The following is a 26,385-nucleotide window of genomic DNA, read 5'->3' as shown; positions in this document are numbered from 1 at the left end:
CATCACCATTCCTGGGGACGGTCCGCGCGGCCGATGGTCAACATTGTCAAAAGCCAAAGCTTTTCAAGTTGTGGGGGTTGTTGCCGTGGGCGCTCTGATGACCGCCTGTGCTTCCCCTAAAGTGACAGTCGCACGCAAGCAGCACCCAAAGGAATATTTCGCCGAATCCGCCTATGGCGTGAAGGCGAGCCCGCGGGTCGTAACCGATCTGCGCCACATTCCGCGCGGTGGCGGCCGCAATCTTGTCGGCCAGCCCTACAAGGTTGCCGGCAAGTGGTACTATCCCAAGGAAGAGCCAGGCTATCGGCGCCAGGGCAAGGCATCCTGGTACGGCTCTGCGTTTCATGGCCGCCTGACCGCCAATGGCGAAATTTACGACACGACCCGGCTGACGGCGGCGCACCCGACAATGCCGCTGCCCAGCTATGCGCGCGTCACCAACCTTTCCAATGGCAGTTCTGTCATCGTCCGCGTCAATGATCGCGGACCCTATCATTCCGACCGCCTTATCGATCTTTCGCAGAAGGCCGCGATGGTGCTGGACTACCACGACACAGGCACCGCTAGCGTCAAGGTCGAGTATGTTGGCCGTGCACCGCTCGAAGGCAATGATGACAGCTTTCTCATGGCCTCATATCACGCGCCTGGTGTCGATCCTTACGGCCAGCCGGCATCCGGGGTGATGATTGCCATGAACGGCGGCACGCCGACGCGGCGCGCGCCGATGCCGATACCCGGCATGCAGCCGCAGCAGCCCGCCGGCATCCAGGTGGCGAGCCTTGGCAATCAGGCGTTTTCGCTTGAGCAACAGGCGGCGCGGATCGACGGGGGGCAGCCGCAGCCTGTGCCGATGGCGGCAGCCATGAACTTCAGTATCGATATCGACCCGGTCTTGCCCTTGGTTGGGCCCTATATCGACGACAAGCCGACGATCCTTATCGGCTCGCTGAAGGGCGGCAAGGCAGGATCGCCATTCGTCAGTTCCTATGCCAGTGAGCGTATTGAAACCGCCAATGCGCCGATCGAGGCGACTACAGGCATTCTCTCCTCGTCGGCGATTTCCTCTTCATGGAAGAGCATGAACGGGGCGGTCGTCAGCAGATCATCCGGCGAATATGTCGAGATCGGCCTGTTTGCCAGCAAGAGCGCGGCCGGACGGATGGTCGCGGCCGTTTGGGCGTTCGGCAAAGTCGAGATGACCGAAGTCGCCAGCCCTGAAGGGCGCAGGATAGAGCTCATTGCCCGTGCCGATTCCGGAAAGAATACCGACCGGTTGCTCAAGGCCGCCTGGGCGGCCGGGGCGGGCGATGCATTTGTCGTTCGCGATGACGGGAACTGATTGCCGACGCCTTGTCGTCGCGTTGAAAGCGCCCATCCGTTCTATTGTCCTTGGCATTGCAGTGGTAATGGTCGCAGGCTTCGCTGCCGATGCGCAGGAGCAGCTATTTGACACCAAGGCCAAGCAGGCGTTGATGGTCGAAGACCAGACCGGTACGGTGCTCTATTCCAAAATGCCGGAGACTCTCATCGAGCCTGCAGCGCTCGCCAAACTGATGACGATGGAAGTCGTATTCCATGAGTTGCAGGCCGGGAGGATCAACCTTTCGACGCAGTATACGGTCAGCGAACACGCCTGGCGCACAGGTGGTGCACCATCGGGTGGGTCAACCATGTTCGCCAAGCTCAAATCGGCGGTCAGCGTCGGCGATCTCATACAGGGCGTTATCGTTCAGTCGGCCAATGATGGCTGCATTATCCTTGCCGAAGGCATTGCCGGCTCGGAGGAAAAATTCGCCGAAATGATGAATGCGCGGGCGAAGGAACTGGGGCTCAACAGCTCCACCTTCGTCAACTCCACGGGATTGCCGGATCCGAAGCAGCGCGTTTCGCTGACTGACCTCGTCGCGCTTGCCCGCCATATAAAGCGCAGCTATCCCGAATTCTATCACACCTATGCGCAGGACAATTTTACCTGGAACAATATCTTCCAGCGCAATCGCAACCCGCTGCTCCGCCTTGATATTGGTGCGGACGGCATGGGCACCGGCTACACCGAACAGTCGGGATACGGCATTGTCGGCGCCACGGAGCACGGCGGCCGGCGTTATGTCGTTGCCTTGAGCGGGCTTGCCAGCGACAAGGAGCGGGCCGAAGAGGCAAAGCGCATCTTCGAGTGGGTCTATCAGGCGTTCGAGGAAATCGATATCTTTGCTGCGGGCGAAACGATCGGGGAAGCGAGTGTCTTTGGCGGCACGAAGTCCAGCGTACCGCTGAAAGCAACCGAAAAAATCAGCCTGCTGGTTCCTGTTGCCAATCGCGACCGGCTGAAAGCGCATGTTGTCTACAAGGGACCACTCGTCGCGCCCATAAAGGCGGGGGAAGAGGCGGGCGTGTTGCGGATCTGGATTGGCGACGAGCTTGTCCAGGAAACGCCCGTGTTCACGGCCGAGGCCGTGGAGACCGGCGATCTGAAGAAGCGCAGCATTGATGCGATGCTGGAGCTGACCACGGGCTGGACGAGGCAACTCAAGTTCTGAACACGCCTCGACCTTTTAATTTGCGGGCGCTAGAACCATCTTTAAAATGACTCTGCATCGAAAGACGGCGGCGGCGTGCAAGGACTATTCATTACATTCGAAGGCGGCGAGGGCGCTGGCAAATCAACGCAGATTGCGCGGCTGGCCGAACATCTGCGCGCAGGCGGCGATGACGTGCTGGCGACGCGCGAGCCCGGCGGCTCACCCGGCGCCGAGGCACTGCGTCACGTCATCTTGAGCGGTGCGGCGGAGCCATTCGGGCCCGCGATGGAAGCGCTGCTTTTCGCTGCGGCCCGCAATGATCATGTGGAGCAGGTCATGCGTCCGGCGCTCCGGTCGGGCCGGATGGTGCTCTGCGACCGCTATATCGATTCGAGCCGGGTTTATCAGGGAGTGACCGGCGACCTCGACCCTGATCTCATGCGCGCCATCGAGAAGGTGGCAATCAACGGGCTGGTGCCAGATCTTACGATCGTTCTCGACCTGCCGGCGGAGATCGGTCTCCAGCGCGCCAACGCGCGACGCGGCGAGGGCACCGCCGACCGCTTCGAGAAGGAAACGGTCGAAATGCATGCCAAGCGGCGCGATGCCTATCTCGCAATTGCCGATGCCGAACCCGAGCGCTGCAAGGTGATCGCCGGCGACCGGCCGGCAGGCGAGGTTGCCCGCCAGATCGCCGAGCTTGTCGACGACCTCAAGGCAAGCCGGGGCATGAAAGCTGTCCGGACTGCCGAGGTGGCACGATGACCGACGCGATCCTCGACGTTCCGGCTACCCATGACACAATAGACGGTGTCCCGTCACCCTCTGCCAATTCTGCCCTGTTCGGACACGAGGTGATTAGATCGTTTCTGGCGCAGGCCTATCAATCCGGCCACATGCACCACGCTCTTCTCCTGGAGGGGCCGCAGGGCGTCGGCAAAGCGACTGTTGCATTCCATCTTGCCGGGCACATGCTCAGCAATCCGCAAGCTCACGCTGCGCCGCCGGCACTTGCCGAGCCGGATTTCACGGTTGCGCCTTACCGGCAGATTGCGAGCGGCACGCACCTTGCGCTCTTGCACATCACGCGGCCGGTCGATGCCAAGACGGGCAAGTTCAAGACCGGCATCACCATCGACGAGATCAGAAGGGTCACGCATTTCCTCAACCGGACATCGCATGACGGTTCCTGGCGCATTGTCATCGTCGATCCCGCAGATGACATGAACCGCAATGCCGCCAATGCCTTGTTGAAGACGCTTGAAGAGCCGCCGCAGCGAACACTCTTCGTTCTGATATCGCATTCATCCGGCCGTCTCCTGCCGACGATCCGATCGCGCTGCCAGTCGCTGCGGTTTGAGCCGCTGGAGCGGAACGATCTGATATCGGCGCTAAGCGCAATCAAGCTCGATTCCGCGCAAGCCGGCGATGTCGAGGCGCTCATCGCGCAAGCCGATGGCAGCGTGCGCAAGGCGGCGTTGCTTCTGGCGTTCGGCGGCCTTGAAATTGCCGAGGCCGTGGAAGGCGTTCTCGCCAAGGCAGTATTCGATGTGCCAAAGGCGCATGCGCTGGCCTCGGCGCTATCGGCCCGCGAAGCTGAAATCCAATACGATCTCTTTCTGGAAGGTCTCTTCGACCGGATCGCGCTCAAGGCACGTCTGGCGGCAGAGCAGGGCGAGACCTCAAGGGCAAGCAGGTGGTCCAACCTCTGGAACGAGATGCAGAACGAGGCGAGGGATGCCGCCGCCTACAATCTCGACCGCAAGCAGACTGTACTGATCTTCCTCGAGCGAATGCATCGCGCTCTTGCAGACGCCAGATAGGGCTTTGGTGGTCTGGCAATCGCGCCGGACATGAGTTATGTCAAAGCCTCCCAAGCTTGCGATACAAAGACGAAATCAGGTCAGCATGAGCCGCGAAAAATTCTATATAACCACTGCCATTTCCTACCCGAACGGGAGCCCGCATATCGGCCATGCCTATGAGCTGATTGCGACGGACGCGATTGCCCGTTTCAATCGCCACGATGGCAAGGATGTTCTGTTCCTCAGCGGCACCGACGAACATGGCATCAAGATGCTGCAGACGGCACGCAAGGCGGGGATTTCCCCGCGTGAATTGGCCGATAGAAATGCAAAGCTTTTCCGTGACATGGGTACGCTCCTTAATGCTTCCTATGATGATTTTATTCGCACCACCGAGGAGCGGCATTACGCTTCATCGCAGGCGATCTGGAAGAAGATGGTTGAGGCGGGGGACATCTACAAGGATTCCTATGCCGGCTGGTATTCCGTGCGCGACGAAGCCTATTATCAGGAAGAAGAGACGGAAGTGCGTGCGGACGATGTGCGCTACGGCCCGCAGGGAACGCCTGTCGAGTGGCTGGAGGAAGAGAGTTATTTCTTCCGCCTGTCCGCCTATCAGGATCGCCTGCTTCAGCTTTATGCCGACAATCCTGGTTTTATCGGACCGGAGGAACGCCGCAACGAGGTGATTTCCTTCGTCAAGTCGGGATTGAAGGACCTGTCGGTCTCGCGCACCACCTTCGATTGGGGAATCCCGGTACCCGGCGATGAAAAGCACGTCATGTATGTGTGGGTCGATGCACTCACCAACTACATTACGGCAGCCGGCTACCCGGACACGAATGCCGAGCGCTGGCGCTATTGGCCGGCAGACGTTCACGTCATCGGCAAGGACATCATTCGTTTCCACGCCGTCTACTGGCCGGCGTTTCTGCTTTCTGCTGGAATCGAGCTGCCGAAACGGGTCTATGGACACGGCTTCGTCTTCAACCGCGGCGAGAAGATGTCGAAATCGGTCGGCAATGTCATCGATCCGATCTCGCTCGTCGAACATTATGGGCTCGACCCGCTGCGCTATTTCCTCCTGCGCGAAATCCCGTTCGGACAGGACGGCAATTACAGCCATGAGGCCATCGTCAACCGGACCAATGCCGACCTTGCCAACGATCTCGGCAATCTCGCGCAGCGTTCGCTGTCGATGATCGCGAAGAATTGCGGCACCAAGGTGCCGCAACCCGGGGCGTTCAACGATGCGGATCAGGCGATCCTCAACCAGGCGTTGACAGCCCTCGACACGGCGCGAAAGGCGGTGTCTACGCAGGCGCTGCATCTCGCGCTTGGCGCAATCTTCGCTGTCGTGGCTGAGGCAAACCGCTACTTCGCCGGGCAGGAGCCATGGGCGCTCAAGAAGACCGATCCGGCGCGCATGGAAACAGTCCTCTATGTGACAGCCGAAGTCATCCGCCGCGTAGGCATTCTCTGTCTGCCGTTCATTCCAGGGTCCGCAGCCAAGTTGCTCGACATCCTGGCGATCCCGACCGACAAGCGCAACTTCGCCGATCTGACTGGCGGCGAGCTCGTTCCGGGGGCTGACTTGCCGGCACCGCAGCCGATCTTTCCGCGCTACGTAGAAGCCGACAAAGAAGCCTGAGCGGACAGCGAATGACGATGCTTGTCGACAGTCACTGCCATCTCGACTTTGCCGATTTCGAGGAAGAACGGGATGCCATCGTCCAGCGGGCGCTTGATCACGGTATCAAGCGTCTGGTGACGATCGGAACGCGTGTCCGGCGCTTCGACACGATCCTTGCCATCGCCGAACGCTATGACAGTGTCTATGCTTCGGTTGGCACGCATCCGAACAACGCGCATGAGGAACTCGACGTAACAGCCGACGAGCTGATCCGTCTGGCAGAGCATCCGAAGGTGGTGGCGATCGGCGAAGCGGGGCTCGACTACCATTATGACTACGCGCCACCGCAAGCGCAGGCGCAGGGACTGCGCACGCACATTCAAGCGGCGCGCGTCACACAGCTTCCACTGGTCATCCACGCGCGCAACGCCGATGACGATATGATTTCGATCCTCAAGGAAGAATCGGGGAAGGGGGCCTTCCCTTTCATCCTGCACTGCTTTTCCTCTGGCGGAGAACTCGCCAGGGTTGGTGTGGATCTTGGCGGTTACGTTTCCTTCTCAGGCATACTTACCTTCAAGAATTCGCCCGAGATACGTGACATAGCCCGTAATGTCCCGCGTGATCGCCTGCTGGTTGAGACCGACGCGCCCTATCTTGCGCCAGTGCCGCATCGCGGCAAGCGCAACGAGCCGAGTTTCGTGCGCCATACGGCAGCCGTCCTTGCCGAGACAATCGGCGTCAGCGAGGAAGAGGTCGCCCACCTGACGACTGAAAACGTGTTCCGGCTTTTCACCAAGATGCCAAGGCCCGCCGATGCCTGACCGCTTGCGCTTCACGATTCTCGGCTGCGGCTCTTCGCCGGGCGTGCCGCGCATCAATGGCGACTGGGGCAAATGCGATCCGGTCAATCCGAAGAACCGTCGCCGCCGCGCCTCGATGCTGGTCGAGCGCATTTCCGAAAATGGCGGTGTTACCACCGTTATCATCGACACCGGCCCGGATTTCCGCTCGCAGATGATCGATTTCGGTTCGGGCAAGCTCGACGCTGTCGTCTATACACATCCTCACGCCGACCATATTCACGGGCTTGACGACCTGCGCACTTTTGTCATCGATCGCCGCGATCTGTTCGATATCTATGCGGATGCGCAAACCCTGACGAGGCTCTATGACGCCTTCGGATATTGCTTCAAGACACCCGAAGGATCGAGTTATCCGCCGATATTGCGGCCGCACGAGATTATCCATGACGAGAGTTTCGCGATCGAAGGTGCGGGCGGAGCGATACGCTTCCTGCCATTGCCGCAGATCCATGGAGACATTGTTTCGCTCGGCTTTCGCATTGCCGATATTGCCTATTGCTCCGACGTGAGCGCCTTTCCTGCGGCGACGGCCTCTGCCTTGGCTGGCCTCGATACGCTGGTGATCGACGCTCTGCAGTATCGGACGCATCCAAGCCATTTTTCTTTAGAAGAATCAATTGAATGGATCGATAAGCTCAAGCCGCGTCGAGCAATCCTGACCCACATGCATGTGCCGCTCGACTACGAGACGGTCATGCGCGAAACGCCCGATCATGTCGAACCCGCGTTCGATGGACTGACATTCGAGGTCAACCTATGAGCAAGAGCGTCGAACGTGTTCGCCAGGCAGCCCATGCCGCCGGCTTCGAGATCGAGATTCGCGAGATGCCGGATTCGACCCATACGGCCGAAGACGCGGCTGTGCAATGCGGCGTGACCGTCGGTCAGATCGTCAAGTCGCTGATCTTTCAAGGCGCTGAGACCGCGAAGCTGTATTTGTTTCTGGTGTCCGGTCCGCGGCAACTCGATCTCGGCAAGGCCGCGCGTTTGACGGGCGAAGCATTGCACCGTGCCGATCCGAAGCACGTGCGCAAGGAAACCGGCTTTGCTATTGGTGGCGTTGCACCCATAGGCCATCTCATCGACATAGCGGCTTATGCCGACGAGCATTTGATGCAGTACGATGTTGTCTGGGCGGCGGCAGGCGGCACCAATTTTGTGTTTCCCAGCGATCCCAAAGCCTTGGTAAGGGCTGCAAAGGCCCAAATTACGGATATTGCCGGCTGATTGTATCTATATGTTAGTTCCATAATCTATCTTATGTGACTTTTTTATTTAGGATGGTGGGTTCAAGTTTGAAGTGCGACACGTACAAAACCCTCCTCGTTTTCACGAGGATGCAATGCCCCGCAATTCAAGGCATATGAAGTCCGGAGAAAAGTACTGAAGATGAAAAGCGACGATCGTGAACTCCAATCTGCCAAAAAGTTCGATAGCTCGCGAGCGGATGAATACGAAACGCAGAGCCGGATAGCGCTGGCTGGTTATGAGGCATGCCATGAGCTTGCCGCCTGCATGTTGGCTGCCACGCTCGGACCTGGAGGCAACCGTCGCATTCTCATCGTTGGTGTGGGTGGCACTGCTCAGGAAATAACCGCAGTTTCCAGAATCGAACCCACTTGGCGCTTCGTTGGCATTGACCCTTCGGAACCGATGCTTGCGCGCGCTGCGCAGCGCCTTGAGGAGCAAGGCCTAAGCGACAGAACCGAACTGCATCTGGGCACATTGGACGGGCTCTCGACAGATGCAACGTTTGATGCCGCCATGATGCTAGGGGTGCTGCATCACCTGCCCGGTGATGATGCAAAGAACGCCATACTGAACGATATCGCAAATCGGATCGCGCCGGGTGCGCCTCTCATCCTTGCGTGCAACCGTTATGTTTATGCCAAGAAGCCGCACTTGCTTGCCGCATGGGGAGAACGCTGGCGGATGCATGGTGCAACCAGCGAGGACGTCAAGGTAAAGCTTGGCAAAATCCTGCAGGGTGCCGACCCACCTGCATCTGAAGATGAGGTGTTCAGCCTGCTTGCTAATGCGGGTTTTGAACGACCGGAAGGATTCTTTTCAAGCTTGTTTTGGGGTGCGTGGATCGCCTGGCGTACAGCGCTTTAGAGTGGTCGTCACCTACGAAATCACCTGTTGCGGCCCCGCTCCCATTACGACGGGGCCCCCTAAGGCGTCCTTATCCAGATGTTGTGGACAAATTTCGCTTGCGATCCAATCCGTCATGTTCGGCAGCACTGGCGTGGCCTATGCTCTATCCATGAAACCATCACGCGATATCTCCCGTCTCCTCGATATCATGCAGGCCCTGCGCACGCCTGTCACCGGCTGCCCATGGGATCTTGAACAGGATTTCAAATCCATCGCGCCTTATACACTCGAAGAAGCCTTCGAGGTGATCGATGCCATCGAACGCGACGATATCGACGATCTGCGCGAAGAACTCGGCGATCTCCTGCTTCAGGTTGTCTTTCATGCCCGCATGGCCGAGGAAATGCAGGCATTCGATTTCGGCGACGTGGTTCAGGCGATCACGCACAAGATGATCCGGCGGCATCCGCATGTGTTCGGCGAGGAAGCGGCGCGTGGCGCCGGCATGGCCAAGGGCATGTGGGACAAGATAAAGGCCGAGGAAAAGGCGGAGCGGCGCGAGCGGCGCGCGGCGCTCAATCTCAGTCTTGCCGAAAAAGAGGGCTTTCTCGACGATATTCCGCACGGCTTCCCGGCGCTGATGCGTGCGCTGAAGCTGCAGCAGCGCGCCGCCAAGGTCGGTTTTGACTGGTCGGAGGCTGCGCCCATCCTTGACAAGATCGAAGAGGAAATCGGCGAGTTGAAGCAAGCGATCGCCAGCGGCGAGCATAAGGATACCGAGGAGGAATATGGCGATCTTCTCTTTGCCATCGTCAATCTCGGCCGCCATCTCAAACTCGAGCCGGAGAGCGCGTTGCGCGGGACGAACGAGAAGTTTCGCAAGCGCTTTCACTACATTGAGCGCAAGCTCGCCGAACAGGATCAATCGCTTGGCGCGGCTACGCTCGAAGAGATGGAAGCGCTATGGCAGCAGGCGAAGAGCGAAAAGTAAGCGCCCTACCGCGCATTGAGGCCAAGCTTTTCCTCGAGCATCTGGTTTGAGGCTACCGTCATGTCCATGGTCAGCGCGATCGATCCGTCGTCGAGGTCCTTGCGCTTTACATTGCTGGAATGCTGGTAAATCCAGTCCATCAAGCGCATCTGGTCATGCTTGAGCGTGACTTTGACCCGGGAAAGTGTCCCGGAGATGCGGCCCTCGATCTCATGTAGCAGGGCGTCCACGCCCTCGCCTGTGATCGCCGAAATCGGGATCGGATGCTCGATTCCGGAAACCGCGGCGCTCTGGCGCAATGCTGTCTCGCGGCCAGCCTCATCAAGGAGATCGATCTTGTTCCAAACCTCGATGATGCGCTTGGAGTCGCCGCGTTCAATGCCAAGACTTTCCATGATCGCATGAACGTCTTCAGCCTGAGCGGCCGTGTCGGGGTCGGAGATATCGCGCACATGCAGGATAAGGTCCGCCTCCACCACCTCTTCGAGCGTGGCACGGAAGGCCGCTACCAGATGTGTCGGCAGGTTCGAGATGAAACCTACCGTATCGGAAAGGATGATCGTCTCGCCATGTTCGAGGCGGATGCGGCGCAGCGTCGGGTCGAGAGTGGCGAACAGCATGTCCTCAGCTACCACGCCTGCTCCCGTGAGCCGGTTGAACAAGGTCGATTTGCCGGCATTGGTATAGCCGACGAGCGCCACGACCGGATGCGGCACCTTCTTGCGTTTGGCACGGTGCAACGTGCGCGTGCGGACAACCGTTTCGAGTTCACGCTTGATGCGCAGGATCTTTTCCTGCAAGGCACGCCTGTCGGCCTCGATCTGGGTTTCACCGGGACCGCCGAGAAAGCCGCCGCCACCGCGCTGGCGTTCAAGGTGGGTCCAGCTGCGCACGAGCCGGCCCTTCTGGTAGGTCAGATGCGCAAGTTCAACCTGCAGCGCGCCTTCCTTCGTCTGCGCCCGGCGCCCGAAGATTTCGAGGATGAGCCCGGTCCGGTCGAGGACCTTGGCATTCCATGCCTTTTCGAGATTGCGCTGCTGTACGGGCGTCAAAGGATGATCGACGATGACGAGCTCCGCATGCGACGCTTCCACGAGTTCGCCGATCGATTCCACCCTGCCCGTTCCAAGCAAGGTCGCCGGTCGCGGGTTGGGAACCTGGACGATATCGGAATGGACGATGTCGAGATCGATGGCGCGCGCCAGGCCCTCAGCCTCTTCGAGACGGGCTTCGTCGCTGCGCTGGAATTCATGCTGGAAACTGCTGTGATTGCCCGCATCCCTGCCGCCATCGGCAAAGCGTTGCGGAAGGATCGGCACAATCACGATAGCGCGCGTCAGTTCCCTGGCCGTTTCACCGTTGTCGGTAATCGGGCTGGACTTCTTTGCGTTACGCCGGGTTTCTTTGGTCAAATTGGTTTCAGTCGCTCTCTTCAACTTCGAACATTTGCACGGGCTGGCTCGGCATTATGGTCGAGATCGCATGTTTGTAGACGAGCTGCGAATGGCCGTCACGGCGTAAAAGCACGCAAAAGTTGTCAAAAGAAGTGACAATGCCGGTCAGTTTCACACCATTGATGAGGAAAATTGTCAGAGAAATCTTTTGTTTTCTGACTGAATTCAGAAAAAGATCCTGAAGATTCTGCGATCGTTCAGCCATTGTTCTTGTCCTTTTATGCGATCAGCAAAGCGTCTCATACAACATTCGGCAGCAGGAGTGGAAATGAATCGACTCCTACGGGAGGTGAAAAAGTGCGTCTGTTAGTCCCCTCACTCTCCGGTTAACAGGCTGGCGTTCTTTCCGCAACGTCAAAAAACGCTTCCCGTAAGGAAAGTGTAGTCTCTCCAGGATGGCCATTTGCCACCGATTCGCCGTCAATCGCAACGATTGGCATGATAACAGTGGTCGCAGCCGTCATGAAAACCTCCTTGGCTTTCTTGGCTTCGTCCACTGAAAACCCCCGCTCCTCGATCTTCAGCCCCAGCTTTTTCGCCACATCAAAGATGGTTGTGCGGGTAATGCCGCGCAAGATGCCATTTTCGGCCGGCCGGGTCACAAGCGTACCGTCCTTGGTCACAATCCAGGCATTGGTCGCCGCGCCCTCCTTAACGGTACCGTCGGGATCGATGAACCAGGCTTCCTGTGCACCCTCCTCCTTCGCCTGTTGGCGCGCAAGCACGTTGGGCAATAGACCGATCGACTTGATGTCCACGCGCTCCCAGCGATTTTCGGGCACGGTTATCACCTTGATTCCCTTGGCCGCTCGCGCCGCCGAGGCTTTCGGATCGGTGCGCTTCGCGGTGACGACGATGGATGAAGGCGTGCCGGCAGCGGGAAACACATGATCGCGCCTGGCGACGCCGCGCGTGACCTGGACGTAGACGAGCCCGTTATAAACGCGGTTGCGCCTTACCACCTCCTTGATCACGACGATGAGCGCCTTGCGGTCCATCGGCCAGGCGATGCGCAGTTCCGAGAGCGAACGATTGAGGCGATCGAGATGGCGGGTCATGTCCATGATATTGCCGCGCGCAATCTCGCACACTTCATAGACGCCGTCAGCGAACTGATAACCGCGGTCCTCGATATGAATTCCCGCTTCCGAATGCTGGACATACTGGCCATTGACATAGGCAATGCGTGACATCTGCTTGCAACCTCAACCGAACGTGCCGAAGACGATGCGCATCGGGTTGGGCAGGTCGACCCGCTTGCCGGTATCGGAAAGCGCACCCGTCGCAACATCGCGCTTGAAGATGGCAATGCCGCCGCCCTTCTGGTTGGCGACAAGCATAAACGCACCGCTCGGATCGATCGTAAAGTTGCGCGGGCCGATACCCTGCGACGGCGTCCAGCCGATCAGCGACAACTCGCCGGAAGGTGCAACGGCATAACTGACGATGCTGTTGTGGCCGCGATTGGATCCGTACAGGAACTTGCCATCGCTGCTGATCGCAATTTCCGCACAGGTGTTCGTATCGGTAAAATCGTCCGGGAGGCTGGGCAGCGTCTGAAGGATCGAAAGCTCGCCATCGGTTGGATCGTAGTCCAGTGCGCTGACGGTGCAGTTCAATTCGTTGATCACGTATGCGACCTTGCCGTTTGGATGAAACGTCAGATGGCGCGGGCCCGCACCGTCCGGAAACTGAACGAACGGCGCTGACGCGAGTGTCATCGCCTCACCTTGCTTCGGCAGATTATAAGCGACAATCCGATCGAGGCCGAGATCGCAGACGAAGAGGTAGCGGTTGTCAGGGCTTGCCACGGCACAATGGCCATGCTGGCGCTTGTCGGTGGCAATGATGGCGTGCTTGCCCTCGTGTGCCGCGGCGGCAAAGGCCGGCTCCAGCCCACCGTCTTCCCGCAGGGCGAAGGCCGCCACCGCATTGCCGGGTTGCTCGCCAAGATCGGCCACGGTGTAGTTGGAGGCAAAGATGGTCTCCCCCCGCTGATCGAAGCCGAGATGGCACGTCGTGTTGCCGAGCGTCGGCTGCATGTTGATGTAGGAGAGTGCACCCGTCTCAGGGTCGATATCGAAGGCGACGGCCATGTTCTCATTCCAGGCGGGGATCTCGACGGCGGCGTAGAGACGCTTGCGCGTCTCGTCGATAGCCAGATAGCCCGGATTGTCGATGGCGAGATATTCGCTGGCGAGGGTCAGTTCTCCAGTCGCGCTGTCAAAGCGATAGACGCTGATCCCTGTGCCCTGGCCGTTGCGATTTTGCGTTCCGACGAATGCGAATGTGTTTGGCATGGATGGTCTCACGAAGTGGGGGCTGTCAGATGGAGGATTTCTCCATCGTCGGGGATGATGAGTCTATGCTTATCAACCGACCGGCTGTTCGCATAGGCCCGAAGCTCTTCCCGCGATGTCGTCGCGTGGTCGAGCGCTTCCATGTGAACGGCAATGACCCTGGTATGGGGAGCCGCGATTTCGCACACGTCGCTGGTTTGCTCAGCATCCATGACGATGAATACGTCGTCCCATTTGGCGCCGCAGGAATGGGTGATGATGATATCTGGCTCAGCCGTCTCGATGGTCTCGCGCACCGGGGGATAGAGAATCGTATCGCCCGCCCAATAGATTGACGGCTCGCCCTCGCCCTCGATGGTAAAGCCCATCACTTTTCCCATCTTTTCGAGAACCGGACCCGATCCGTGGTTCCCCTCGCGGCGCTTCACGTAAATGCCGTCGATGGTCAGGTCATCATAGAGCGGTGTGACGTCGAGAAACCCGAACGACCTGATCGTGTCCTCGTCACCCGGCTGGCAAATAAGCGGCAGGTGCTTCGGTACGCGGTCCTGTGCGACCTTGTCGAAATGGTCGGCATGAAGATGCGACACGAGGACAAAATCGACACCTTCCAAAATCTCGTCCGTCGATGCCGGCAGTTCGACCATCGGATTTGGAGAGCGCCCGGTGAATGACGGCCTGCTGTGTTTTGGTCCAAAATCCGGATCGATCAATATGACCGAGCCGGCATAGTCGAGCTTGAGCGTGGCGTTGCGAAAGAGCTGAAGTTTCATGATATCTGCCTTTCTGGGGGTCAGAAGAATTCGAGGCTGACGCGGAACATCTGTTCGACCTGTTTGACCGTCTCGGCCGTGGCAAATAGAACGACGCGGTCACGCGGCTTGATCCGGGTACTGCTCTGCGGCTTAATAAGTTCGCCGTTACGATAGATCGCGCCGATGCGCAGTCCGTCAGGCAGATCGAGTTCGCCAAGCGTCGCGCCAACCAGCGGCGACGTTTCAAGCGCTTCGGCTTCGATAATCTCGGCTTTGCCATTTTCGATGCTGTGCACTGCACGAATGCGGCCGCGCCGCACATGCTGGAGCACGCGCGAGATGGTGACGCTGCGCGGGCTGATTTGCGCGTCGATGCCAAGCGATTTCGCAATATCGAGATAGTCGGGATTGTTGATGAGCACGAGGTTGGATTTGCACCCGAGACGCTTGGCCATGACACTGGCCAGCATGTTGACCTGGTCGTCATTCGTCAGCGCAACGATCAGATCCGCATCCTCGATTTCGGCCTCGCGCAATAGCTTCTGATCAAGGGCACTGCCGTGGAGGACGAGTGAGCGATGCAGATCATCTGCGATCGAATTGGCCCGGCGGAGGCTTGATTCGATAACCTTGACCTTCGTCCGTGGCTGGCGTTCCTCAATGGTCTGGGCCACGTAAAGGCCGATATTGCCGCCGCCCGCGATGACAATCCGCGTCGCTTCAGGCTCCTCATGGCCGAACAGGGCCAGCGTGCGCGTAATCTGCGCTGAAGGTGTCGCGACATAGGCGACATCACCGGGCATCAATTGGTCGCTTGAATGCGCTACCGCCAGCTTGCCATCGTGGACCACTGCCATCACCGTGGCATTGAGATCGGGAAACATGCTGGTCAACTGCGCTAGCTGGGTATGGACGACCGGGCAATCCTCCAGGCATTCGATGGCCAGCACCGCGACCTTGTCATCGCAGAGGCGGACGACGTCGGTGACGCCCGGCAGCGCGATACGGCGCAAGACCATTTCCCCGACTTCGAGTTCAGGCGAAATGATGACGTCGATCGGCATGTGTTCGCGTGAGAAAAGGTCCTGGTAGTGCGACTGCAGATAGGATTGAGCGCGGATACGCGCGATCTTTGTGGGGACGTTGAAGAGCGCGTGGGCGACTTCGCAGGCGACGATGTTGACTTCATCAAACAGCGTTACCGCGATGATCATGTCGGCCTGATCCGCCCCGGCCTTTTCAAGCATGTCGGGATGTGCACCATGGCCAACGAACCCGCGAACGTCGAGTGTGTCACCGACAATCTCGATGAGATCGGATGACATATCAATGACAGATACGTCATTGCCCTCGGCCGCTAGCCTCTCGGCAATGCCGTAGCCTACCTGTCCAGCGCCGCAGATGATGACGCGCATTTTGCGATTAGACCCCGAGGGATTTCAGCTTCCGGTGCAGTGCTGAGCGTTCCATACCAACGAACTCGGCGGTGCGCGAGATGTTTCCGCCGAAACGGTTGATCTGGGCGACGAGGTATTCCTTCTCGAACCGTTCCCGCGCTTCGCGCAGCGGCAACGCCATGATGTGCTGATCGGACTCGGTCGGCGCTTTGGGCAAGGTATCGCCAATCTCCGCCGGCAAGAGATCCGCAGTGATCACCGCTTCCGGATCGTCGCCCCGGGCAAGGATGATCAGGCGCTCGATGTTATTGCGCAACTGGCGAATATTGCCGGGCCAGGAGTGCGACTGCAGCACGGCCATGGCGTCGGGGCCGATCTTGCGGGGCTTGATGCCGGCCTGGTCGGCGATCTGGGTCATGAAGAACTCGACGAGAGCCGGGATGTCGTCGCGCCTGTCTGCGAGCGGCGGCACGATGACGGGAACAACGGCGAGACGATGGAACAAATCTTCGCGGAAACGCCCCTCGGCAATCATCGCCTCGAGGTTTTGGGCGGTGGATGAGATGATGCGGACATCGACCTTTATCCGCTTCGTACCCCCTACCCGTTCGAACTGCTGATCGACAAGGACGCGCAGGATTTTATTCTGCGTTTCGCGCGGCATGTCGGCGATTTCGTTGAGGTAGAGGATGCCGCCGTGGGCCTCTTCCAACGCGCCGACCTTGCGCTCGCCGCCATCGGATTCCGTCCCGAACAGCTCGATTTCCATTCGCTCCGGGGTGATCGTCGCAGCATTGAGATTGACGAATGGTCCCTTGGACCGGATGGACAGCGCGTGTATCGCGCGTGCCGTCAATTCCTTGCCCGCGCCCGATGGACCCGTGATCATGATGCGACTGTTTGTCGGTGCGACACGCTCGATGGTCTGGCGCAAATGATTCATCGGCAGCGACGAGCCGAGCAGTTCGAAGCTCTCACTGGACCGCTTGCGCAGATCCGAAACTTCGCGCCGCAGCTTTGAGGTTTCGAGCGCCCGCTCGGCGACGAGGATCAGCCGGTCCGCCTTGAAAGGTTTCTCGATGAAGTCATAGGCGCCGCGACGGATCGCAGATACGGCGGTTTCGATATTGCCGTGCCCTGAAATCATCACCACCGGGATCTCTGGGTGGCGCTGCTTGATCTCGTCGAGCAGTGCGAGGCCGTCGAGACGGCTTCCCTGCATCCAGATATCCAGGAAGATCAGACGCGGAATTCGGTCGTCGATGGCAGTCAAGGCACTATCGGCGTCGGAGGCTACACGGGTTTCGTAGCCCTCGTCGCCAAGTATCCCTGCAACTAGTTCGCGGATGTCGATCTCATCATCGACGACAAGGATGTCAGATGCCATCTCAATTCACCTGCTTATTATTTGCGGCCTCGGTCGAAGCCTTTGCGGTAGGAAAAATCATTCGGATCATGGCGCCTCGCCCGGCGTAGAAATCGTCCGGCGCGTCATGCAGTTCGATCTGGCCACCGTGGTCCTCGACAATCTTCTTGACTATAGCAAGACCAAGCCCGGTCCCCTTTTGCCGGGTGGTCATATAGGGCTCAAGCAGGCGCTGGCGATGCTCGCGCGGGAGGCCTTTGCCATTGTCGAGGATCTCGACGATGAGTTGCTGGTCCTGATGTTTGGCACGGATCAGAATATGACCATCAGTTATGCCATCTTTTATTGCAGAATCAATGGATTCTGCAGCGTTCTTGATAACATTTCCGAAGGCTTGCCCAAGCAGCCTCCCGTCGAACTCACCAGAAAGCGGCTCATCGCCGAAATGACGTTCGAAGCGAACATCACTGCGGCTGACCTCAACGAGAAAGGAGGCTTCACGCAAGGCTTCGCGCAGGTCCATCGTCTTGATTTCCGGCTTCGGCATGCGGGCGAATGACGAGAACTCATCGACCATTCGGCCGATATCGCCAACCTGGCGGATGATCGTTTCCGTGCACTGATCGAAGACTTCGCGGTCCTCTGTGATGACCTTGCCAAACCGGCGGCGCAGGCGTTCAGCCGATAGCTGAATGGGCGTCAGCGGGTTCTTGATTTCATGGGCGATGCGCCGGGCGACATCAGCCCAGGCCGAAGAACGCTGTGCCTCGACGAGATCGGTGATGTCATCGACGGTGACGACATAGGAGTGCTCGAGCGCTTCCGCGTCTTCCAGGGTAATCTGCACGTTGAACGTGCGGGCACTGCCGCGCCGCGACATGCTGACCTGTTCCCTGTAAACCGAGCGTCCGGTGGCATGCGCAACCTCGAAGACAAGGCCGATTTCGGGGACGAGCGCGGTAAGGTTCTTCCCAACCGTATCGACGGCGTCGAGTTCGAACATCGCCTCGGCGGATCTGTTGACAATGCCGATGACGCCATCGCCGTTGACGCTGATCACGCCCGCCGTCACGCCTGACAGCACAGCCTCGGAAAAGCGCCGGCGCTCGTCGATCTGATCCTTGGCGGTGACGAGTTCGCTGCGCTGAGTATTCAACTGCTCGACCATTGTATTGAAGGTTTGCGACAAGGAACCCACGTCGCCATCGGAGCGGCGTACCGGCACCGAAACATCGAGATTGCCTGTCGCGACATTATCCGCCGCGCCAATCAGCAAACGGATCGGCCGTACCAGGCGATCGGCGACTGCAATACCCGTCCAGATCGCGGACAGGAGCAGCGTCAGCGTCAGGCCGAAATAGAGAAGCGCAAACAGAATCTGCGTTGTGATGCCCTTGCCGTCGTTCTTCTGTGCATCCTCGGCCCGCTGCTCCATGAGGCGGCTGGAACTCAAAATATCGGCATCGACAGGCCTGACGGCATAAAGGAATAGGCCCGGTATTTCCCTCAGCTTGATGACAGCGCTCAGGAGATTGGTCTGTTCCGGCGGAATGAGAACGGGTTTGCCGTCGGCAGCGGTGTCGAGCACCGATCTGGCCACCGCAGGAATAGTCACCTCGGTCTTGATATCGGCACGGACCGCGATATCACCATTCGGCCGAATGAGCGCAGCGCCGATCAAGCCGCGTCCGAGCGCCTGCTGCGTCATCAGCCGGGTAAATCCGGTGCGGTCGAGGTTATAGAGCGTACGCATCCCGTCGAGGTCGTTCACCATTTCCAGTGTCGTACCCTGCAGATTGCGAGCACTTTCCTGGATATACGAGTTGGCGAGGCTTATGGATGAATTGACAATCGTCGTGGTTCGCATTTCAAACCAGCGGTCGAGGCCAAGATCGAGTGTGACAGACGCAACGATGGCAACGATCATTGCCGGCACGGCCGCCACCAGCGAAAAGAGCACGACCAGCCGCACATGCAGTCGGGAAGCCGCCTTTCCGCGGCTGCGCGCCTGGGCAATGCGGTAGATTTCACGGCCGATCAGGATCATCAATGCCAGAATCAAAACGGCATTGATGCTGGTGAGAAGTAGCGTGACCTCGCTGTTCGGATGAATCGGCGTCATATCGGTCAGGATCAGGAAGGTAACGCCGGTGGTCAGCAGGGCCAGGATGACGGTTGCAATACCTGCACGCGAATAAAACCGCTGGTTGCTGCCACTACGTGCAACTCCAGTCCCCGACGTCTGAAACAGATTGACCGAATTCGATAAGAGCATTGTTATGTGATTCCAACCACGTGGCAGTGATGCAACACATTGTGGCGGAAATGCAACGCTCTCCCGCGACATCGTGCAAAGTTCGGATTGAAATCAGGTTTCCACAGGCTCAAATATGTTGTCGTCAGACACCAAAGTCAGAATTGGAAACTCGCGAAATCCCTCGGCCAAGGAGTAGTTGGCGCTAAGTTTGGTCTGATTCCCGGTCATCAAGTGCCGGAGGGTCACGCCACGTAATTGCGCTGGAAGCGCCAGCGACGTCTGCTCCCAGTCCGATAGCGGTAGGAATGGACTGCTGAACTGTTTCAGCATGGCAAAACACAGTCGCGGAACCGCAACGATTAGATATTGCCCTTCAAATTCCCGATAGAACGCGACGACGTGGTCCGCCAGATCGCCGTTTACATGCAGTGGGATATACTGGCCACGCAAGAACAGGTCGGCTCGTTGCTGGCGCAGCTGCAAATAGGTCTGCACCAAACGCAGCTTCACCGCGCCCGAATGCCAGTCTTCGAGCAGGACATTCAGTTGCGTCTGGCTGGCGTTGGCCAATCCGTTTCTCAGTTCACCGAAGTCGACAGGGTGCGAGCCGAATTGACCGGTGGGCGAAATGTCCCAGGTTTCGGAGCCAGCGCGTATGACCGGAACACCCGGTACGGTAAGTTTCAAGACGGTTTGCGAAAGGCCGTTCAGCGCACCGGCAAGCCAGAACGGCCTTGCCGTTTCGACAAAACCTCCCAGGAATTCCTCGTCGGCGAAAAGACGGTCGATATAGTGTGTTACAGCCTTGCCGTAGGGCTTGTCAGTGCCCGTCCAGAGGGACAACCAATCGGATTCGCGAATAGCGCTCGACATGAACTCCACGAGCTCATCGCGAACCAAGGCGAGACCAGCCTTGTCGTGCACGAGCAAGGAGGCAGGCCAGATGGCGGCAAGCGTTTGATAAAGCAGCCACTCAGCCTTGGCGTCCGGGACAACGGCATTCTCAATCGTGACGAGGTTGCCGGCCTGGTTCTGTCGCCAGCGCTCGACGGCGGACGCCCACCGTTCAGGTGCTTCGGAGAGCGCGAGAAGCCTCATTCGTGCATCCTCACCGAACTTGGTGGCATAGCTGTAAGAGGTCGCCAGCATGCCAGAAGGCTCGGTCCTCGCCTTTTCATGCATGGAGTGATGAAAGGACCCGACGGGATCGGGTTTGACGTTTGATTTCAGGATAAGCTCATCAAGGGCGATGGGCCCCCGCGTATATTGGTAGGACTTCTCCAATGAACTCGCCGTCACCGCTGCCGCCAACTGCTGAAAGCGTCCGGAAAATGTCTCGGCGATCGCGGCGTTCACGGTTTTTTCCGGCGATTGCATGACCCCCAGGACAAAGCTCAAAACGTCGTTCTCTTCAGGGGTCTGGCCCTCTCTTTTCGAGACCTGGGCAGCAGTGGAACGCAGCGTCCGCGCATAGAACGGTGATATACTTCCATTCTTGGAATATGCGCGAAAGACCGGGAGCGCCGTTGCAAGGTCGACAACGGCCCGGCTAAGCATCGTCGGCTCGCTTGGCGGCTGCAATTCCGTCAAAAGTTGCACCAGCTGGGCGAGATCATCGGCAAAGGCCGCGTGCAGAATGTTTGCTTTGACGTGGTTATGGTCGCCAGCAAATTCAGTTGTTGGATCAAGGTCCGACCAATGGCGTTGCAAAATCGACAGGCCTTGCGGGTCGATCAACAGATCTGTCACCGTCCCGATAAATTCATAGCCTGCCGTACCATTTACCTGCCATTCCGAGATGGCGCTTTCGCCCTTGAGAACTATCTTGTCGGCAATAAGGAACGCATCTTCACCAGCCCGTTGACGCAAAAGCCTCGTATAGAACTCCGGGTCAGCCAACATATCGATGTCGTTCACCCTGAAACCCCTCACCTGAGTCCTTTGCAGCAATGAAAGCGGTTCACGGTGAAAATCTTCGAACACATCAGGTTGCTCGTGGCGCAATCCAACCGTCAGGCTCGAATTGCCTGCGTTGCGCGCAGCTGGTGCTTCGTTTTCCACCAACCGCCAATTTTGCAAATCCAAGATCGCATCGCGCCACCCCGCGTCACCGGCAACATTGTTAAGATGCGCAGCCAGCTCGATAAGCGCGGCTGTGTCAGCCTCCTTGAGAATACGGGCGATTTCTCTGTGAAACTTAGTGGCTGCTTCGGGGGTGGCTTTGTCCGCCACCCCCATCAGCTCGGCCGCCAGTGCGGTTTCATTGCGATCGAGCACGGCGGCGTAAGAAGACGGTTCGAAGGGGTAAAAGACGCCTCCATAGCCAATGCCGATACTTGCAAGGCGCCGATTGAAGCAAATTGTGAGAAGGCGGGCCTCAATCTCCTCACCCATCGGCCGTTCAAGGACTGGCAACAGGACCGGTCCAGCCCAGTCTATGTCAAAATAGCCGGCATAGGTCGCCCCGCTTCCCCATTCGAGGACATCGAACCACCATGAGTTTTCGGACGACGCCGGCATCCGGCTGGGGTTGAGATCGATGATCAGAGCCAAGCCGGCTCCGGCGAGGCGGGAATTCAGTTCGGCAAACCCACTCTCTGCACCCAATTCCACATCCAGAACCGCAGGGCTGACGGTCGCCAGACCATGCTCACCGACCTGCACGCTTTGGAATGGCGAGGACATGCTGAGGGCATCCACTCCCAGGTCGCTCATATAGCCGGCCGCATCCGCAGCGTGCCTGAAGGTCGTCCCGTGGCGAAGTTGGATACGATATGCTGATTTGGGTGTGTACATGCTTTCGCTCGACAGCTCTCGCAGTTCAATGCCGGCTGTTGCTCATGGTCCCCATGCCGGGCTCTTTGCGCCACTTCGCGTGTGACGAGAGTTGCGCGCGTTGAACATTGGGCTCGACCGACCGCAGCGCCGCAACGTAGCGGCGCTGCCAAAGATCGGCATTGTTGGTCGAGATCTGACTGAAGAGGTTTCGGTGACGGGCCTTGCGTTCATCCATAGGCATCGTCGCCGCCTTCTTGATGGCTTGCGCAACCTCGTTAACGTCATAGGGGTTGACGATGAGCGCATCGCCAAGCTCTTCGGCGGCGCCCGCAAACCGCGACAGAATGAGGATACCGGGATCCTCATTGTCCTGGGCGGCGATGTATTCCTTGGCGACGAGGTTCATGCCGTCGCGAAGCGGCGTGATAAGCCCGATCAGGCTACAGCGGAACAGGAGCGCCAGCCGCTCCCGTGATATGCTCTGATTGATATATTGGATGGGAGCCCAATTAATATCGGCGTGCTTGCCGTTCACCGCCCCGGAAAGCTGTTCGAGTTCCCCGCGGATGTCGGAATAAGCAGTGACGTCCTCGCGAGAGGGTGAGGCCACCTGCAAATATTCGGCATGTCCGCGATATTCCGGGGATGTATCGAGAAACTTTCGAAACGCCTTCATGCGCTGCGGCAGTCCTTTGGAATAATCGAGGCGATCGGCCGAAATGACCTGGAAGCGCTTGAGCAGACTACGCCGCTTCCGCTCGAGCTGGATCTCCTCGTCGGTCTCCTGCGCCATGGCAGCAAACTGATCGACGTCTATGCCGATCGGAAAGTGACCGATCTTGATTGTCCGGTCGTGCCACCTGATCCTGTCGGGGCTAAGGAACTTGACGTCCGAATTGCCTTTCAGATAGCGGCAGAAATTGTCTGCATCGTTCTGTGTCTGAAACCCGATCAAGTCGAACTGCAGCAGGCATTCACGCAGCCATTGGTGCCGTGGGATTGCTGAAAAAATATCCGAGGGTGGAAAGGGTATGTGCAAGAAGAAGCCAATCTTGTGATTGCAACCCTTGGCGCGAAGTTCGGAAGCCAGGGGAATAAGATGGTAGTCATGCACCCAGACCAGATCGTCGTCGCGCAGATGGGGATGGAGAATGTCGGCAAACTTGCCGTTCACCCGGGCATAGGAGCGCGCAAACTCGGTTCGGTAATCCATAAGGTCGAGCCGATAGTGGAATGTTGGCCACAGGACCTTGTTGGCAAAGCCGAGATAGTAGTTGTTATGCTCCTCTTTCGTCAGAGGCATGGTTAGGGACGCAACATTATCGTAGGTCTCGACCCGCGCATCCATTGAACGGGACTTGTCGACGATGTCACCGTTCCAGCCCATCCACATCCCGCCGCTGCTTTTCAGCGCATCGACAATTCCGACTGCAAGCCCCCCGCTCAGTGTTTTGCCTCCCAGATCGGCTGTCCGATTTGAGACAACAACAAGGCGTTCCATATCAATACCCCAGTTTCATGAGAGTAGGGCTAACTTCTCGACCCACGATTGGTTCCCGAAATATTTCGCAATGGAACGATCCGGGAACTAATCGGTTTGGTGAGAACAGCCAAAAATTCGAATGAAATGCTTCAGCGAAGGAACGGGTAATGTACGATGTCAGCGAGGTGCTCCCGGCAAAAATCGGCTCGTGGGCACTCTTCCTTGATGTCGATGGAACGTTGATCGACATTGCTGCGACGCCCGATAGTGTCGAGGTACCTCCTTCTCTTCCGCATGAAATCAGCCAGTTGGCGGCCCGGCTAGGCGGAGCATTGGCACTGGTCAGCGGCCGCTCAATCGCATCAATCGACGCGCTGTTTAAACCTTGCAGGTTTGCAGCAGCAGGATTGCACGGCGCAGAACTCAGAAGCACGCTCGATGGGTCCGTAAAGCGCATTCCCGTCAATGATACCGATCTGGACGATGCGCGCCGCGAACTCGACGACCTCGTGCGGACGTGGCCAGGTATCATTATCGAAGATAAGGGGATCAGCCTCGCTGTCCATTACAGGCAGGCGGAAGCGGCGCATGGTGAAGTGGACCAGCGGGTTTCCGATCTTCTGAGCGAGCTTGGCCCGAACTGGGTCCGGCAGGACGGAAAGATGGTTGTCGAAATTCGGCCGAGCGGCACGAGCAAGGGCGAAGCCCTCATACGGCTGATGGCCCACCCACCGTTTCAGGGTCGACTGCCCATTGCGATTGGCGATGACATCACCGATGAAGCGATGTTTGGCTATGTCAATGAGGTCGGCGGACGTTCGGTCAAGGTGGGAACGGGGGATAGCAAGGCCCAGTTCACCGTCGGTACACCCGACAACGTACGCAAATGGATCGCCAAAATTTCAGCTACAGTTTGAGCGCTTGATTTGAAATTCCCGGCGGATCGATGTGCGCCGGGAATTGGATGTCGCAGGCCTATTGCGGCGGTTGCTTTTAGAGGCGCAGTTGGTTGCCAGCCACTCAGTCGTAAAAAGCCTCAACAATCTTCCTTTTGCCGAGCAGGAAGGCGTCGGCCACGTGCCGCAGCGGCGATAGATCGACATCCGATTGCCCAGCCTTGATGATTTCGGCAAAGCGGCGGTAGAGCTGCGCATATTCCTGTTCAGGCTCGGCGAACTTGAGTTCGCCATTGACGGAAAGCTTCGCGCCTCCTTCCGAGAGCACCATTGTGCCAGCCTCGGTCTCGGCGACGATGTCCCACGTCTGTTTTCCAGTCTGCCGCCAATCGAAAACCGCATGAACCGGCAGATTGTCGGCGTCCTTGAACTGCAGGTCGGCAGCGATGGGTGCGTCGCAATTCTCAGGAAATTCAAGCGTGGCGCTGGTCAGAAATGCCGCGCGTGGGAGAATATGGGTCACGATCGACAGCGCATTGATTCCGGGGTCGAAAACGCCAAGTCCGCCCGCCTGCCAGATCCATGCCTGGTTGGGGTGCCAATGGCGCACGTCCTCTTTCCAGTTCACTTGAACGCTCGTGATCCTCGTTGCAGCAAGAAATGCCTTGGCCGCTTCTACGGCCGGAGCATAGCGCGAATGCCAGCTTGCAAATAAAGACAGGCGCTTCGCCGCAGCCGTGGCTTCAAGGTCGGCAACTTCCGAGAGAGTGGCGCCAGGCGGCTTTTCAAGGAACACATGCTTTCCTGCCGCGAGTGCCTTGTGCGCAGCCTCGTAGCGAAATTGCGGTGGCATGCACAGCGATACGGCGTCGATCGTCGGCACCGCGTCGAGCATGGCGTCGATCGTCTTATAGGCGTCGATACCCTCAACGGTGCCGTTGCGGCTTGCCGTGGCAACGAGCTTGAAATCGGGATTTCTGGCGATTGATGGAAGATGTTGGTCGTTGACGATCTTGCCAACGCCTACGATGGCGAGATTGATGGCGGACATGGTTTTCACTCGCGTTGGGGCATTCTGTTCTTCTCGGAAATCGAAGCTTCTCACTGCTTCGGTTTCCACCGTCATGGACCTTTTTTCATATAGGCTTGTCAATCCAAAACACGAATTGCGCAGGCAGGCCTCGGCGTGTCCGATTTGAAAAATTTCCATGCGTGTTTCGCAAACGCCAACTCAACGTGTAGTCTTGTATCGCTAGCAATGTTCAAACTCACCGGAGGAAGACATGCCTTATGTTGACGGTTTCCTGGTCGCAGTGCCTAAGGACAGAATCGAAGAATACAAGGAACTGGCCCGTAAAGCGGGCGATGTCTGGATGGAATATGGCGCGCTTTCCTATGTTGAATGCCTGGCCGACGATGCCCCTTACGGGGAACTTACCTCCTTCCCGCGTGCCGTTCAGGCCAAAGATGATGAAACGGTCGTATTTTCTTGGATTACCTATGAATCCCGCGAAAAGCGGGATGAGATCAATGCCAAGGTCATGGCGGACCCGCGCCTCAAGGGCGACATGGACAACATGCCTTTCGACGGCAAGCGCATGATCTACGGTGGCTTCAAATCCTTCATGGAGCTTTGATCTTCGCCTTGAACGAGATGTGGCGCGTGGGGCCCTCGCCCCACGTTTCGAGGAAATGCCAGGGCACTTAAAATTTGCAGCATTAGCAAAGAATATTTTTCATAGCTTTGCGCTGTACTGTCCTTTGGTCCTAAGCGTGCGGCGAATTGCT

23 protein-coding genes are annotated in these 26,385 nt (G+C 58.1%); 12 read left to right on the top strand and 11 right to left on the bottom strand.

All coding sequences use genetic code 11. The features are described from left to right. Positions 1-97: 97 nt before the first annotated feature. From BM074_RS23435 to mazG, 10 genes are all read left to right on the top strand, one after another. Positions 98-1,339 carry a septal ring lytic transglycosylase RlpA family protein gene (locus BM074_RS23435; protein WP_091923024.1) on the top strand — a complete coding sequence of 414 codons (1,242 nt, stop codon included), beginning with the start codon at positions 98-100 and terminating at the stop codon, positions 1,337-1,339. After that, positions 1,308-2,537 (top strand): D-alanyl-D-alanine carboxypeptidase family protein, encoded by a 1,230-nt coding sequence (locus BM074_RS14130; RefSeq protein WP_244532857.1) that lies wholly within the window; start codon positions 1,308-1,310, stop codon positions 2,535-2,537. The genes BM074_RS23435 and BM074_RS14130 overlap by 32 nt, the downstream gene beginning before the upstream one ends. 75 nt (positions 2,538-2,612) lie before the next feature. Then, on the top strand, positions 2,613-3,284 hold the full coding sequence (tmk, locus tag BM074_RS14125; protein WP_091922788.1) for a dTMP kinase: 672 nt from the start codon (positions 2,613-2,615) through the stop codon (positions 3,282-3,284). Then, on the top strand, positions 3,281-4,342 hold the full coding sequence (locus tag BM074_RS14120; RefSeq protein ID WP_091922786.1) for a DNA polymerase III subunit delta': 1,062 nt from the start codon (positions 3,281-3,283) through the stop codon (positions 4,340-4,342). The genes tmk and BM074_RS14120 overlap by 4 nt, the downstream gene beginning before the upstream one ends. A gap of 85 nt (positions 4,343-4,427) precedes the next feature. Beyond that, a complete protein-coding gene (gene metG / locus BM074_RS14115) occupies positions 4,428-5,975 on the top strand; it encodes a methionine--tRNA ligase (protein WP_091922784.1) in 1,548 nt (515 codons plus the stop codon). Between the two features lie 17 nt (positions 5,976-5,992). Next, positions 5,993-6,781: a TatD family hydrolase gene (locus BM074_RS14110; RefSeq protein WP_091923022.1), complete on the top strand. Its 789-nt coding sequence runs from the start codon at positions 5,993-5,995 to the stop codon at positions 6,779-6,781. Beyond that, positions 6,774-7,583 carry an MBL fold metallo-hydrolase gene (locus BM074_RS14105; protein WP_091922773.1) on the top strand — a complete coding sequence of 270 codons (810 nt, stop codon included), beginning with the start codon at positions 6,774-6,776 and terminating at the stop codon, positions 7,581-7,583. The genes BM074_RS14110 and BM074_RS14105 overlap by 8 nt, the downstream gene beginning before the upstream one ends. Further along, positions 7,580-8,050 carry a YbaK/EbsC family protein gene (locus BM074_RS14100; protein WP_091922771.1) on the top strand — a complete coding sequence of 157 codons (471 nt, stop codon included), beginning with the start codon at positions 7,580-7,582 and terminating at the stop codon, positions 8,048-8,050. The genes BM074_RS14105 and BM074_RS14100 overlap by 4 nt, the downstream gene beginning before the upstream one ends. 162 nt (positions 8,051-8,212) lie before the next feature. After that, entirely contained in the window at positions 8,213-8,938 is a 726-nt protein-coding gene (locus BM074_RS14095) for a class I SAM-dependent methyltransferase (RefSeq protein WP_091922769.1), read from the top strand. A 151-nt stretch (positions 8,939-9,089) separates the two neighbouring features. Further along, on the top strand, positions 9,090-9,911 hold the full coding sequence (gene mazG, locus BM074_RS14090; protein WP_027233291.1) for a nucleoside triphosphate pyrophosphohydrolase: 822 nt from the start codon (positions 9,090-9,092) through the stop codon (positions 9,909-9,911). A 5-nt stretch (positions 9,912-9,916) separates the two neighbouring features. Here the strand turns inward: mazG and hflX are convergent, their stop codons facing one another. The 10 genes from hflX to BM074_RS14040 form a co-directional block, all read right to left on the bottom strand. Continuing rightward, entirely contained in the window at positions 9,917-11,281 is a 1,365-nt protein-coding gene (hflX, locus tag BM074_RS14085) for a GTPase HflX (protein ID WP_244532872.1), read from the bottom strand. A 49-nt stretch (positions 11,282-11,330) separates the two neighbouring features. Next, on the bottom strand, positions 11,331-11,570 hold the full coding sequence (gene hfq / locus BM074_RS14080) for an RNA chaperone Hfq (protein WP_008129219.1): 240 nt from the start codon (positions 11,568-11,570) through the stop codon (positions 11,331-11,333). Between the two features lie 121 nt (positions 11,571-11,691). Beyond that, entirely contained in the window at positions 11,692-12,558 is an 867-nt protein-coding gene (locus BM074_RS14075) for a D-amino-acid transaminase (RefSeq protein WP_091922766.1), read from the bottom strand. Positions 12,559-12,570: 12 nt separating this feature from the next. Next, positions 12,571-13,665 carry a lactonase family protein gene (locus BM074_RS14070; RefSeq protein ID WP_091922764.1) on the bottom strand — a complete coding sequence of 365 codons (1,095 nt, stop codon included), beginning with the start codon at positions 13,663-13,665 and terminating at the stop codon, positions 12,571-12,573. A gap of 8 nt (positions 13,666-13,673) precedes the next feature. Continuing rightward, positions 13,674-14,438: an MBL fold metallo-hydrolase gene (locus BM074_RS14065; protein ID WP_091922762.1), complete on the bottom strand. Its 765-nt coding sequence runs from the start codon at positions 14,436-14,438 to the stop codon at positions 13,674-13,676. Positions 14,439-14,458: 20 nt separating this feature from the next. Continuing rightward, the gene (trkA, locus tag BM074_RS14060) at positions 14,459-15,835 is read right to left on the bottom strand and encodes a Trk system potassium transporter TrkA (protein ID WP_091922760.1); all 1,377 of its coding nucleotides are present in this window, start codon (positions 15,833-15,835) and stop codon (positions 14,459-14,461) included. Between the two features lie 7 nt (positions 15,836-15,842). Continuing rightward, entirely contained in the window at positions 15,843-17,204 is a 1,362-nt protein-coding gene (locus BM074_RS14055; RefSeq protein WP_027233296.1) for a nitrogen assimilation response regulator NtrX, read from the bottom strand. A 1-nt stretch (position 17,205) separates the two neighbouring features. Then, positions 17,206-19,458 (bottom strand): sensor histidine kinase NtrY-like, encoded by a 2,253-nt coding sequence (locus tag BM074_RS14050; RefSeq protein ID WP_091922758.1) that lies wholly within the window; start codon positions 19,456-19,458, stop codon positions 17,206-17,208. 93 nt (positions 19,459-19,551) lie between these two features. After that, positions 19,552-22,236: a malto-oligosyltrehalose synthase gene (gene treY / locus BM074_RS14045; protein ID WP_091922756.1), complete on the bottom strand. Its 2,685-nt coding sequence runs from the start codon at positions 22,234-22,236 to the stop codon at positions 19,552-19,554. 25 nt (positions 22,237-22,261) lie between these two features. Further along, complete coding sequence (locus BM074_RS14040) at positions 22,262-23,719, bottom strand: alpha,alpha-trehalose-phosphate synthase (UDP-forming) (RefSeq protein ID WP_091922754.1); 1,458 nt, start codon at positions 23,717-23,719, stop codon at positions 22,262-22,264. Between the two features lie 149 nt (positions 23,720-23,868). Here BM074_RS14040 and otsB point away from each other — a divergent pair, with 149 nt between their 5' ends. Further along, on the top strand, positions 23,869-24,618 hold the full coding sequence (gene otsB / locus BM074_RS14035) for a trehalose-phosphatase (RefSeq protein WP_091922752.1): 750 nt from the start codon (positions 23,869-23,871) through the stop codon (positions 24,616-24,618). A 103-nt stretch (positions 24,619-24,721) separates the two neighbouring features. Here the strand turns inward: otsB and BM074_RS14030 are convergent, their stop codons facing one another. Continuing rightward, positions 24,722-25,648 carry a Gfo/Idh/MocA family protein gene (locus tag BM074_RS14030; protein ID WP_091923019.1) on the bottom strand — a complete coding sequence of 309 codons (927 nt, stop codon included), beginning with the start codon at positions 25,646-25,648 and terminating at the stop codon, positions 24,722-24,724. A gap of 232 nt (positions 25,649-25,880) precedes the next feature. On the opposite strand from BM074_RS14030, the gene BM074_RS14025 reads away from it, so the two are divergent. Continuing rightward, positions 25,881-26,234, top strand: a complete 354-nt coding sequence (locus BM074_RS14025; protein WP_091922750.1) for a DUF1428 domain-containing protein — start codon at positions 25,881-25,883, stop codon at positions 26,232-26,234. The last annotated feature ends 151 nt before the right edge of the window (positions 26,235-26,385 follow it).

It is taken from the genome of Phyllobacterium sp. CL33Tsu (assembly GCF_900113985.1).
GTDB classification, from domain to species: Bacteria; Pseudomonadota; Alphaproteobacteria; order Rhizobiales; family Rhizobiaceae; genus Phyllobacterium; species Phyllobacterium pellucidum.
This window is presented reverse-complemented; position numbering and strand designations above follow the sequence as displayed.